Genomic DNA, 12057 nt, shown 5'->3' on the forward strand with positions numbered 1-12057 from the left:
CCCCGAAAAAGGCAAATCAGCTCGGCAGCAGCTGCTGCATCTCCTTGGCCCGCGCCACCTCGACCTCACGCGGCAACGTCACCGCATTCTTCACAGCCAGTATCTCGGCCATCACGCTCACCGCGATCTCCGGCGGCGTCTTGCTACCGATGTAGATGCCGATAGGCCCACGCAGCCGCGCGAGAGATTCTTCGGTCTGGTCGAAGTGCTCGATCATGCGGTCGCGCCGCGCGTCGGCATTGCGGCGCGAGCCGATGGCGCCGACGTAGAAGGCTTCGCTCTGCAGCGCTTCGAGCAGCGCGAGGTCGTCCAGCTTGGGGTCGTGCGTGAGCGCCACCACGCAGCTGCGGCGATCGGGCTTGAAGGCCAGCACCGCGTCGTCGGGCATCTCGGTCGTGATGTGCACGCCGGGCAGCGACCACGCGGTGCGGTATTCGGCGCGCGGATCACACAACGTCACGGCAAAGCCGCTGAACTTGGCCATCGTCGCGAGGTACTCGGCCAGCTGGCCGGCGCCGATCAGCAGCATGCGGTACTCGGGGCCGAAGGTGTTGGTGAGCTCGACCTCGTTCACGCTGAGCTCGTCGGGGGCTTTCGCCTCGGCGAGCCGCACCGCGCCGGTGGCGAGCGTCACCGTGCGCTGCATGAGCTTGCCTTGTTCCAGCTGCGCGACCAGCAGGTCGAGCGAATCGGCATCGGGCGCGTATTCGAGCAGCAGCTCCAGCGTGCCGCCGCAGGGCAGTCCGAAGCGGTGTGCCTCGTCGGCGGTGATGCCATACTTCACGAGCGCGGGAGGCGCGCCCAGCGGCACGTCTTCGCCCTTGCCATGGGCGTGGCTGTAACGCGCGATCAGGTCGTCCTCGATGCAGCCACCCGAGACCGAGCCGACCACCGCGCCGTCTTCGGCCAGCGCCATGATCGAACCCACGGGCCGGGGCGACGAGCCCCAGGTGCGCACAACGGTCGTCAGCAGCGCGCGCTTGCCGGCACGCCGCCAATCACGCAGCGTACGCAGCACCATGACGTCGAGGTTTTCCATGGCGCGGCCGGCTCCTAGCTGCTGGCGTCGCCGGGTGCGGCGGGCGCGTCCTTGTTGTCGCTGTTGTCGTCCTTCTTGCCGAGGCCGATCTTCTTCATGAGGCCGGACATCATTCCGGCCTTCTCTACAGGCGCTTCGGCGGTGGCTTCCACGACGGGCGTGGGCGGTGGGCCGTAACGGCTCTGCATCTCGGCCTCGAAGCGTTTGAAGAAATCGTCGGCGGTCGATTTGGCGGCGCCGTCGATCAGGCGCTGGCCGAGCTGGGCGATCTTGCCGCCGACCTGGGCCTGCACGGTGTAGTCGAGCTCGCAGCCGGGGACGGCAGGAGGCGATGCGGCCCCGGCTTCATGCGCGACAGCAGACTCGGCCGGTGCCGCGTCGACAGGAGCTTCAACCGCCACCGGCTTGAGCGAGACACTCGACGAGCCCTTGGCGAACCCTGCCACGCCGCCCTGCCCTTCGAATGTCAGCTTGTAGCCATCGGGCGCCACGATGTCCGACAGCATCACCTTGCCGTTGAACTTGGCCGACACCGGGCCGATCTTGACTGCTAGCGCAACGCTGTACTGGTTGTCGCCCGTGAGCTCGAACTTGTCGCAACCGGGAATGCACTTCTTCAGCGTCTCGGGGTCGTTGAGCGCTTCCCAGGCCTGTTGTTGGGTGATGCCGAGGCGGCGGTTTCCGAGCATTTCCATGGTGGGTTCCTTTGTCTTCCTTCCCGGGCGACGCTAGCGGCCGGACCGCATCAGCGCGGCCAGGCTCGCTGCGAGCTGCTCGAGTGCGCTGAGATTGTGAACCGCCAGCATCGCGTCTGCTTGCCGGTGCAGCACGCTGGCCCCACGCGCCAGAGGGGCGTAGCCCTCGAAGCGCAGCAAGGGGTTGAGCCACAGCAGGCGGCGCGAATGGCGCTTGAGCCAGAGCAGCTCCTGCTCCAGCAGCGACGGCTCGCCAGTGTCGAGGCCATCGCTGATCACCAGCACCAGCGTGCGGCGGCCGGTCAGGCGGCGGGTGTGAGCGCGGCGCAATTCGGTCAAAGAGCTGCCCAACCGGGTGCCGCCCGCGAAGTCGTCGATGGCGAGGCTGGCGGCGCCGAGCATGGCGTCGGTGTCGGCGAGCCGGAAGGCGGGGGTCAGGTCGGTCAGGCGGGTGCCGAAGGCAAACACGTCGCGCCGACCAGCCCGGCGGGTCGCTGCGTGCAGAAAGGCCAGCAGCAGCCGCGCATAGCGTTCCATCGAGCCCGACACGTCGACCAGCACCAGCAGCGGCAAGGGCTGCTGGCGCCGGGCCAGCTTGGGCAGCCGCAGGATCTCGCCGCCCGTGCGCGCCGCCTCGTGCAACACGCCTGGCCAATGCATGCGCGCATGCTGCCGGCCCGCATCGCCGGCCACGCGCAGACGGCGCGACGGCAGCTCGGGAATCGGCAGCCTGATGTCGCGTGCGAGCCGTTCGACCAGCCGGTATTCGGAAGCGCCGAGCGCGTTGAAGTCCGCATGCTGCAGGCGCTGGCGGTCGCTCGAAGTCATGGCGGCGTCGAACTCGACTTCGCGGTCGGGCTTGGCCGGCTCGGCCGGCTTGGCGGGGTTGCGCGGCGCGGTGAGCGCCTCGCGCACGCGCGGCCGGCGCTTCGATGGCTCGGCCTTGCCTTCGGCACTCGGCAGCATCTGCGCGAGCAGCTTGTTGGCCAGCTCCGGATCGCGGAACCAGGCGTCGAAGAGTTCGCGGAACACCATGCGGTCCTGCTCGCGGCTCACCATCACGGCTTCCATCGCGGCGCTCAGGTCGAGCCGGTCTTCCACGCCCACCAGCGTGGCCGCTTCGGCGGCCAGCGCGATGCGCATGGCGTCGGTGCGCACGCCGGCGCGGCGCAGCGCACGGCCGAAGGCGGTGATGTTGCCGGCGAGCTTGCCGCTGCGGACGTCGCCGAGTTGCTGAATGCCGGTGGTCGTCATGCCTCGGGCTTGAGCAGGTCCGACGCCAGCTCCCGCGTCAGCGCGGCCACGTCGTCGCGCTGCTTGAACAGGATGCCGGCGGTGTCGACCACCACCTCGGGGTCGAGCTCGACGGTGTCGAGCGCAATCAGCGCCCTCGCCCATTCGACGCTCTCGGCGATGCCGGGCGCGCGCTGGAAGGCATTGACGAACGGCGCCTCGCGCAGCCGCGCGACAAAGGCCGACACCTGCGCCGACAGTTTCTCGCCCGCCTGCGGCACCTGGGCGCGCACGATCGCCAGCTCGCGCTCTCGCTCGGGATAGTCGAGCCAGTGATAAAGACAGCGGCGCTTGACCGCATCGTTGAGCTCGCGCGTGCGGTTGCTCGTGAGGATGGTGACGGGCGGCACCACGGCGCGCACCGTGCCCAGCTCCGGAATGCTCACCTGGTACTCGCCCAGGTACTCGAGCAGGAAGGCCTCGAAGGGCTCGTCGGCGCGGTCTACTTCGTCGATCAGCAGCACGGCGCCCGGCAGCGGCGTCTGCAGTGCCTGCAGCAGCGGGCGGCGGATCAGGTAGTGCGGCTGGTAGACCTCGGCTTCCACATCGCGCGCCGCGCCCGTAGCCTCGGCCGCGCGCATGTGCAGCAGCTGCGCTGCGTAGTTCCATTCGTAGAGAGCTTCGCGCTGCTCCAGACCGTCGTAGCACTGCAGCCGCAGCAGCTCGCGGCTCAGCGCGGTCGACAGCGCCTTCGCCAGCTCGGTCTTGCCGACGCCGGGCTCGCCTTCGAGCAGCAGCGGGCGCTGCAGCTTGAGCGCGAGAAACACGGCCGTGGCCAGTCGCCGGTCGGCGAAGTAGCCGGCCTGCACCAAAGCTTCGGAGAGGGAATCGATGGTCGGAAAGATCATGGCGAAGCGTAGCGGAAGACGCGAGAGTGTCGCGCCTTCCTGGCCGTGGTTGGCAGTGCCAGCCTGCTCAGCCCAGGGCCTTGGTCACCGCGCGTTGCGTCAGCACGCTGATCAGGTTCGCACGGTACGCGGCCGAGGCATGCAGGTCGCTGTTGAGATCGCTCGCGTCGATCTTCACCGCTGCGGCGGCGGCCGCGGTGAAGCTCTTGTTCAACGCATCTTCCAGCCCGGCATGACGGAACACGCCGTTGCCCGCGCCGGTGATCGCCACGCGCACGCCGCTGTCGTATTGCGCAAGGAACACGCCGACCAGCGGAAAGTTCGACGCCTTCTGGCGCAGCTTTTCATAAACGGCGCGCTTCGGAATGGGAAAGCGGATCGCGGTAATCAGCTCGTCTTCTTCCAGCGCCGTGGTGAACAGACCCAGGAAGAAATCGTCGGCGGCAATCTCGCGCTTCGACGTGATCACGGTCGCGCCCGAGGCGAGCACCGCGCTGGGATAGCACGCCGCTGGGTCGTTGTTGGCCACCGAGCCGCCGATGGTGCCCATCGCGCGCACCTGCCGGTCACCGATGCGCGAAGCCAGGTCGGCCAGCGCCGGATAGGAGGCCTTCACGTCGACATTGTTCGCCACGTCGAGGTGACGCGACATGGCGCCGATGGTGATGGCGTTGCCGTTCTTCGTGATGCCGGTGAGTTCCTTGATGCCGCTGAGGTCCACCAGCTGTTCGGGGGCCGAGAGCCGCAGCTTCATCGAAGCCAGCAGGGTCTGGCCGCCCGCCAGCGGCTTGGCACCGGCGGCAACGAGTTTGGCCGCATCGGCCACGGTGGTGGGCCGTTCGAGTGTGAAGGCATACATGGTGTGATTCCTTCTTTGTTTTAGTGTTGGGCCGCGGCCTGCATCGCTTCCCAGACGCGGCTGGGAGAGGCAGGCATGTCGAAATCCTTGACGCCCAGCGGCGCCAGCGCGTCGAGCACCGCATTGATCACGGCCGGCGGCGAGCCGATGGCCCCCGCTTCGCCGCAGCCCTTGGTGCCTAGCGGGTTGTGTGTGCACGGGGTGCACACGGTGTCGAGCTTGAATTGCGGAAAGTCGCCTGCTCGTGGCATGGCGTAGTCCATGAAGCTGCCGGTGAGCAGCTGGCCCGTTTCGTTGTCGTAGACGCAGTTTTCGAGCAGCGCCTGACCGATACCCTGCACCAGCCCGCCGTGCACCTGGCCCTCGACGATCATCGGGTTGATGATGGTGCCGAAGTCGTCCACCGCGGTGAAACGGTCGACCTTGACTTCGCCGGTTTGCTTGTCGACTTCGACTTCGCAGATGTAGGTGCCGCCCGGAAAGGTGAAGTTGGTCGGGTCGTAGAAGGCGGTTTCGTTCAGGCCCGGCTCCAGTTTGTCGAGCGGGTAGTTGTGCGGCACGTAGGCCGTGAGCGCCACCTGGCCGAAGGGGATCTTCTTGTCGGTGCCCTTGACCGTGAACTCGCCGTTGGCGAACTCGATGTCGGCGTCGCTCGCTTCCATCAGGTGCGCGGCGATCTTCTTGGCCTTGGTCTCGATCTTGTCGAGCGCCTTCATGATGGCCGCGCCGCCCACCGAGATGGAGCGCGAACCGTAGGTGCCCATGCCAAAGGGCACGCGACCGGTGTCTCCGTGCACCACGTCGACGTTCTCGACCGGAATGCCCAGCCTCGCCGCTACCACCTGTGCGAAGGTCGTTTCATGGCCCTGGCCATGGCTGTGCGAGCCGGTGAACACCGTCACGCTGCCGGTCGGGTGCACGCGGATCTCGCCGCATTCGAACAAACCCGCCCGCGCGCCGAGCGCCCCGGCGATGTTCGACGGCGCAATGCCGCAAGCCTCGATGTAGCTCGAGTAGCCGATGCCGCGCAGCTTGCCCTTGGCCTCGGTGGCTGACTTACGCGCCGCGAAGCCATCGACCTCGGCTAGCACGCGGGCCTTGTCCATGCAGGCGTGGAAGTCGCCCGTGTCGTACTGCAGCGCCACCGGCGTCTGGTACGGGAAGGTGCTGATGAAGTTGCGCTTGCGAATCTCGTCCTGCCCCAGCTTCATTTCCCACGCGCAGCGCGACACCAGCCGCTCCAGCAGATAGGTGGCCTCGGGCCGCCCCGCCCCGCGATAGGCATCGACCGGCGCGGTGTTGGTGAACCAGGCATCGACCTCGACGTAGATCTGCGGCGTGGTGTACTGGCCCGCCAGCAGCGTGGCGTAAAGGATGGTCGGCACCGCGGTCGAGAAGGTCGACAGGTAAGCTCCGAGGTTGGCGTCTGTATGCACGCGCAGCGCGAGGAACTTGCCGTCTTTGTCCATCGCCATTTCGGCGTGGCTCACATGGTCGCGGCCGTGCGCGTCAGACAGGAAGCACTCCGAGCGCTCGGCCGTCCACTTGATGTTGCGGTTGAGCTGCTTGGCAGCCCAGGTCAGGCACACGTCTTCTGCATACAGGAAGATCTTGGAGCCGAAGCCGCCGCCCACATCGGGCGCTATCACGCGCACCTTGTGCTCCGGCAGGCCCAGCACGAAGGCCGTCATCAGCAGGCGCTCGACGTGCGGGTTCTGGTTGGACACGTAGAGCGTGTAGTCGTCGGTGCCCCGGCTGTAGCTGCCGATGGCCACGCGCGGCTCGATCGGATTGGGAATCAACCGGTTGTTGACCAGGTCGAGCTTGGTGACGTGCGCGGCATTGGCAAACACCGCATCGACCGCCGCTTTGTCGCCCAGCGCCCACTTGTAGCACTGGTTGTCGGGCGCCTCGTCGTGCAGCACCGCGCCGCCGGCCTTCTTCGCCGCATCGGCCACGCTCACGAGCGCGGGCAGCACGTCGTAGTCGACCACCACCGCTTCAGCGGCGTTCTTGGCCTGCTCGACCGTCTCGGCCACGACCATCGCGACATGGTCGCCCACGTAGCGCACCTTCTTGATCGCGAGGATCGGGTGCATCGGCTCCTTCATCGGGGTGCCGTCGGGGTTGTTGATGAGCCAGCCGCAGGGCAGCCCGCCCATCTTTCCTTCGATGTCCTTGCCGCTGAAGATACCGATCACACCGGGCATCTTCATTGCCTCGGCAATGTCGATCGACTTGATGGCGGCATGGGCGTGCGGCGAGCGCACGAAGACCGCATGGCTCTGGTTGGCCAGCGTGATGTCGTCGGTGTAGTTGCCGGCGCCGGTCAGGAAGCGGTAGTCTTCCTTGCGCCGCAGAGCCTCGCCGATGTGCGGCAGGTTGGAGAAGTCGGAAGCACCCATGATGTCGCTCCCTTCATGCCGTTACGGTTGTCTTGACGGGAGTGCCAGAGGCCATTGCCTCGCCGCCCATCTTCACTGCCTTCACGATGTTCTGGTAGCCCGTGCAGCGGCACAGGTTGCCGTCGAGCAGTTCGCGGATTTCCGACTCGCTCGACTTGGGGTGGTGGGTGCACAGGTCGATGGCGCTCATGACCATGCCCGGGGTGCAGAAACCGCACTGCAGGCCGTGGCATTCCTTGAAGGCCGCCTGCATGGGGTGCATGGTGCCGTCAGCCTCGGCAATGCCCTCGATGGTGGTGATGTCCGCGCCGGCAGCCTGGGCGACCAGCACATTGCATGATTTGACGGCCCGGCCGTTCACGTGGACAGTGCAGGCACCGCACTGGGCTGTGTCGCAGCCGACGTGGGTACCGGTGAGATGGAGGTGCTCCCGGATGGCGTAGACGAGGAAGGTGTTGGGAGGAGCGTCGACCGTGACCTGACGGCCGTTGACCTTGAAAGCGACCTGCATTTGGCTGTCTCCGTTAAAGGTGATGGCTGTTTCAGCAAAAGCATCTTGGATGCCGACCTTTCGCACTATCCTAGGCAAAACCCTTGACACTTGCACAGACCGCGCGAAATTCTCAAAATGAAACAGCTTGCCGTCCGGCGAGCCAGGAAAAGCCTCCCCACACGCGCGAAAAACCACGATGCCCGTCTCTATCGTTTCGCCACCGCCTGAGCGTTCCCTGGCCATTGCCCAAGCCCGCCGTGAAGTGATCGAGGGCGAGTCGGCCGCCCGGGCGCGCGGCGCGGCCTGCGTCGATTCGTGGATCACCCGTTCATGGCAGCGCTGCATCGAGGCCGGCCGCCGGCCGCAGCAGCGAGTCAGCTTCGATCCGGTGAGCCGCTCGGCCAGCTGCGACGTCGCCGAGCGCAACCGGGCGCTGATCTCGGCGGCCCGCCCGGTAATAGAGCGGCTCTCGCGCGCCATTGCCGACACCCGCTATTTCGCCGTGCTGACCGATGCCGACGGTATCGTCATCGACGTGGGCAACCTGCCCGACGGTGCCGACGCCGCGAGCCGCTACGCGCGCGACATCGGGCGCGTCGGCGTCGATCTGTCAGAGCGCGCCATCGGCACCAGCGCCATTGGCACCGCGCTGGCCGAGCAGGAATCGGTGTGGCTGCACCGCGGCGAGCATTTCTTCGACGACACCAGCGTCTACAGCTGCGCCGGTGCCCCGCTCTTCGGCCCCCGTGGCGACTGCATCGGCATGCTCGACCTGACCGGCGTGCAGGTGGTCGAGCGGCCCGAGCTGCGCCACCTGGCCACCCTGTCGGCGCGCAGCATCGAGAACATGCTGGTGATGCGCGAGCCCTGCGAGCTGCTGCTGCACCTGGCATGGCCCGGCAACACGAACAGCGAAGCCACCGAGGGGCTGCTGTGCATCGACGCAACCGGCAGTGTCATGGGCGCCAACGCGGCAGCCCGGCAGATGCTGCACCAGCCGCTGCCGCGCAGCGAGCACGCCTTGCACTTCAATGACCTGTTCGCGCTGCCGCTGCACATGATGTTCGACGCGGCCCGGCGCAGCGATGCTGTACTCGAAGTGCCGCTCTGGTCGGGTCTGCGGGTGCAGGTGCGGCCCCAGCGCAGCGACACCGGCGCCACGGCGGGCGGGCCCGTGTCCGACACCCGCCCGCGGCTGCGCGATGTGGAAACCGCGCTGATCCGCAAGGCGGTGGCCGATGCGCGCGGCAATGTGGCGGAAGCCGCGCGGGCCCTGGGCATCAGCCGGGCGACCGTCTACCGCAAGCTGTGGCGTGGACGGCCTGCCGGCGCGCCGGATTGAGCGCCAGCCGTTCAGCTTTCGTTCAGACTCAGGCGCCGACCGGCACCTTGTCCAGGAAGCCCGTCACCGAGCGGAGCTTGCCAGCGTCGAGTTGGACGAAGTCGGTGCCCTGAATCAGGTCTTCCGCTCCGCTCGGACCCAGCGTCCATGAGAAACGCAGGTGGTCGCCATGCGCATCGGCCTTGCCCAGCAAGTTGAAGCGAAAGCCCGGGTAGCGCTGGTGCACCACGCCAACCAGCGCACTGATCTGCTCGTGCCCGCTGGCCTGCGCCATCGGGTCCACGTAGCGGGCGTTGGCGGTCCACCCGGCTTCAATCAGCGCGGCGCGGCGCGCGGCGTCGGTTTCGTTCCAGACGGCGATGTAGCGTTGGGCAATCGCGGTGGCATCGTGTGCGGCGGTGTTCATGATGACGATTCCTTTCGAGGGTTTCGACCCGCAACATCGCGGGGTGAAGGAATGGTCGCGTCGCACGCGATTCGCGTCGATGACCTGTCAGGTCATGCCGCAGCGTCCATCGAGGCGTTCGCATCCAGCGGAAACACAGGCCGGCGCACCTTGCTGAAGGGGAACAGGCTGTAGTCCGAACTCGTGACGCCCGGGCTGTCGCACTCCACCAGCGCGGCCGACAGCGGCTCGAACACCGGCCGGCAATACATGCGCGACTTGAGCAGCAGAAAGCGCTCGGTCCGCGGATCGAGCCCCGCGCATTCGAAGACGCCGATGTCCCACGGCTCCTGCGTGCGCTCGGTCACCACAATGCGCGCCGTGCCGATGTCGAACAGCACCGTGCGCCCCATGCTGCTGCGCTGGCCGGTGTAGGTGGGGCCGGTGATCACGTACTCGCCGTCGCTGATGGTTCGCACGGTGCCCGTCAGGCGCACCGGCGTCTTCGAGAGGCCGATGCCTTCGAGCGAGACCTTGTTGCCGAGCGCCACAGTCACCTGCGCGCCCTCGCCCGCCTCGACCAGTTGCGCCACCGCTTCTGGATCGCACAGCGGCCCCACGCCGATGCCATGCAGCCCCTGCGCCAGTGCCTCCTGCAGCACATCCATGGTGTCGCAGCTGCCGCCGGACATGCAGTTGTCGCCATGGTCGAGCAGCAGCACCGGGCGCGTCGCACCCTCGGCGATGAGCCTGGCGCGCGCGATCGATTGCGCCAACGGTTCGCTACGGTAGATGAAGGCCTCGCGCTCGCTCCACATCTGCGCGGCGATGCGGTCGGCCGTGGCCTGCGCGCGCTCGGGTGATTGCGCGTCGACGACGATCACGCTCATGCACGGCGACTCGATGTCCGACAGCGAGAAGCCCGCCAGGATCGACACCGCGAGCGACTCCGACTTCTCGGCCTCGCGCGCCGCCTCGATCGCACGCTGCATCGCGCCGGTGAACGACGCGCTGCGCAGCGTGTGCGCCATCAGCGGCAGCCGGTGCCAGCGCATCGCCGGCTTGCTGCGTCCGGCCAGCAGGTCGAACATCAGTCGGCCGGCATGCTCGCCGGTTTCGTACATGTCGATGTGCGGATACGTCTTGAAGCCGACGATCACGTCCGCGTTGCCGACCATCTCGGGCGTGACGTTGGCATGCAGGTCGAGCGCCACGCCGATGGGCACGCCCGGTGCCGCCGCACGCAGGCGCACCAGCAGGTCGCCTTCGCCGTCGGCGCTGTTCTGCGCCACCATCGCGCCGTGCAGGTCGAGCAGGATGGCATCGCAGCCCGGGGCCGCATCGACGATGCTTTGCGTCAGCAGCGTGTAGGCCTGCGCATCGACCGGCCCACTCGGGTTGGCCGAAGCCGACACCGGTGTGACGAGTTCGGCGCCAGCCGCTTCGGCCAGGTCGATGAAGGCCGACATCGCGGTGCGCATGCCCTTGTTGTCGCGGTAAGCCTGCTCGCCGAAGGTCGGCCCGTCGGGTCCGAAGGCCGCGAGCGGCGTGGGCACGGGCGAGAAGGTGTTGGTCTCGTGGTTGAGACGCGCTATCAAAACTTTCATTGAGCAAACTTCCCACCGGTTGCCAGCATCGTGATGTCGCCGAAATTCGAACCGTTGCGGTTGTCGGCCTTGAACGTCAGCATGTAGCCGCCCAGGTTCATGGGCGGTGAAGTCTCGATGGTTCGCCTGAGCGATTCGGTGGTGATCGGCCCCTTCACGCGCTGCAGCGCTTCCGCAAACGCCTTGGCCGTGATGTAGCCCTCCAGGCCCAGGTAGGAGCCCTCGCCCTCGCTGCCCGCATTCTTGCGCGCGCGCTGGTACTCGTCGACGATCGGGAAGCGGGTCTTCCAGAACGGCGGCATCACCTGCGACAGCACGATGCCGCGGCTCTTCTCGCCGAGCTCCTTGTAGAGCAGGAAAGAACTGGCCACCGAGTTCGTGTAGATCTGCGGATGAATCGGCGCGGCGACCAGCGCCTTGATGATGTTGATCGCCGGCATGCCTGCCGCAATGACGTACACGGCCTGCGCACCGCTGGCAATGATCTGCTGCGCGGCGCGCGTCGGTTCCTTTTCCTGCGGATCGAAGCGCAGTGCCAGCACCTGGGACAGCCCGTTCTTCTGGAGCGCGTCTATTGCGTCCTTCTCGATGCCTTTGCCGTAGGCGTCGTCGCTCGAGACGATGGCGATGCGCGTCAGGCCCACCGTCGCCAGGTGGGTCATCACGCGCCGCACTTCGTCGGCGTACGACTCGCGCACGTGATAGATCGGCACCTTCGGCCCGCGCAGCACCGCGGCACCGGTCAACCCGCCGAAGATGAAGCTGTCGTACTTCGCCGCCACGGGCGCCATGGCCGCGCCAATGCCGGTGCCCATGGTTCCGAAGAGGCAGACCACGCGGTCGGTGCCCAGCAGCTTCTCGGCGTTGGCCGCGGCCTTGTCGGCCGCATAGACATCGTCGTACGTGATCATCTTGACGGGCCGCCCGCCGATGCCGCCGGCCTTGTTCAGCTGGTCGAACAGCAGTGTCTGGCCTTCCATGAACGCGAGGCTGTTGGGCGCCAGCGGGCCCGTCAGCACCGCGGACTGGCCCACCAGGATGGGTTCGGAAGCGCCTGCCGGCACCACGGACCACGCGAGGAGAAGCGCCAT

The 12057-nt window shown here is 67.2% G+C and carries 11 protein-coding genes; 1 reads left to right on the forward strand and 10 read right to left on the reverse strand.

The window, feature by feature from the left end; all coding sequences use genetic code 11:
* Positions 1–16: 16 nt before the first annotated feature.
* From ACSFCA_RS03860 to ACSFCA_RS03890, 7 genes are all read right to left on the reverse strand, one after another.
* Entirely contained in the window at positions 17–1039 is a 1023-nt protein-coding gene (locus ACSFCA_RS03860) for an XdhC family protein (RefSeq protein WP_258350528.1), read from the reverse strand.
* 14 nt (positions 1040–1053) lie between these two features.
* Complete coding sequence (locus tag ACSFCA_RS03865; protein WP_435458693.1) at positions 1054–1734, reverse strand: SRPBCC family protein; 681 nt, start codon at positions 1732–1734, stop codon at positions 1054–1056.
* 33 nt (positions 1735–1767) lie between these two features.
* Positions 1768–2988, reverse strand: a complete 1221-nt coding sequence (locus tag ACSFCA_RS03870) for a vWA domain-containing protein (RefSeq protein ID WP_435458694.1) — start codon at positions 2986–2988, stop codon at positions 1768–1770.
* On the reverse strand, positions 2985–3875 hold the full coding sequence (locus tag ACSFCA_RS03875) for an AAA family ATPase (RefSeq protein WP_435458695.1): 891 nt from the start codon (positions 3873–3875) through the stop codon (positions 2985–2987). The genes ACSFCA_RS03870 and ACSFCA_RS03875 overlap by 4 nt, the downstream gene beginning before the upstream one ends.
* A 67-nt stretch (positions 3876–3942) precedes the next feature.
* Entirely contained in the window at positions 3943–4734 is a 792-nt protein-coding gene (locus tag ACSFCA_RS03880; protein WP_258350532.1) for an FAD binding domain-containing protein, read from the reverse strand.
* A gap of 20 nt (positions 4735–4754) precedes the next feature.
* On the reverse strand, positions 4755–7139 hold the full coding sequence (locus tag ACSFCA_RS03885) for a xanthine dehydrogenase family protein molybdopterin-binding subunit (protein ID WP_258350533.1): 2385 nt from the start codon (positions 7137–7139) through the stop codon (positions 4755–4757).
* Between the two features lie 13 nt (positions 7140–7152).
* Positions 7153–7650 carry a (2Fe-2S)-binding protein gene (locus ACSFCA_RS03890; RefSeq protein ID WP_093050034.1) on the reverse strand — a complete coding sequence of 166 codons (498 nt, stop codon included), beginning with the start codon at positions 7648–7650 and terminating at the stop codon, positions 7153–7155.
* A 178-nt stretch (positions 7651–7828) separates the two neighbouring features.
* Between ACSFCA_RS03890 and ACSFCA_RS03895 the strand changes: the two genes are divergently transcribed.
* Positions 7829–8974 (forward strand): helix-turn-helix domain-containing protein, encoded by a 1146-nt coding sequence (locus tag ACSFCA_RS03895; protein ID WP_435458696.1) that lies wholly within the window; start codon positions 7829–7831, stop codon positions 8972–8974.
* A gap of 28 nt (positions 8975–9002) precedes the next feature.
* Here the strand turns inward: ACSFCA_RS03895 and ACSFCA_RS03900 are convergent, their stop codons facing one another.
* The 3 genes from ACSFCA_RS03900 to ACSFCA_RS03910 all read right to left on the reverse strand — a co-directional run bounded on the left by ACSFCA_RS03900 (position 9003) and on the right by ACSFCA_RS03910 (position 12057).
* A complete protein-coding gene (locus tag ACSFCA_RS03900; RefSeq protein WP_258350536.1) occupies positions 9003–9380 on the reverse strand; it encodes a nuclear transport factor 2 family protein in 378 nt (125 codons plus the stop codon).
* Between the two features lie 92 nt (positions 9381–9472).
* Positions 9473–10966: a M81 family metallopeptidase gene (locus tag ACSFCA_RS03905; protein ID WP_435458697.1), complete on the reverse strand. Its 1494-nt coding sequence runs from the start codon at positions 10964–10966 to the stop codon at positions 9473–9475.
* Entirely contained in the window at positions 10963–12057 is a 1095-nt protein-coding gene (locus ACSFCA_RS03910; RefSeq protein ID WP_435458698.1) for an ABC transporter substrate-binding protein, read from the reverse strand. Before ACSFCA_RS03910 ends, ACSFCA_RS03905 begins: the two co-directional genes overlap by 4 nt.

The sequence above is a fragment of the Variovorax multivorans genome (genome assembly GCF_051216835.1).
Taxonomy (GTDB): domain Bacteria; phylum Pseudomonadota; class Gammaproteobacteria; order Burkholderiales; family Burkholderiaceae_C; genus Variovorax.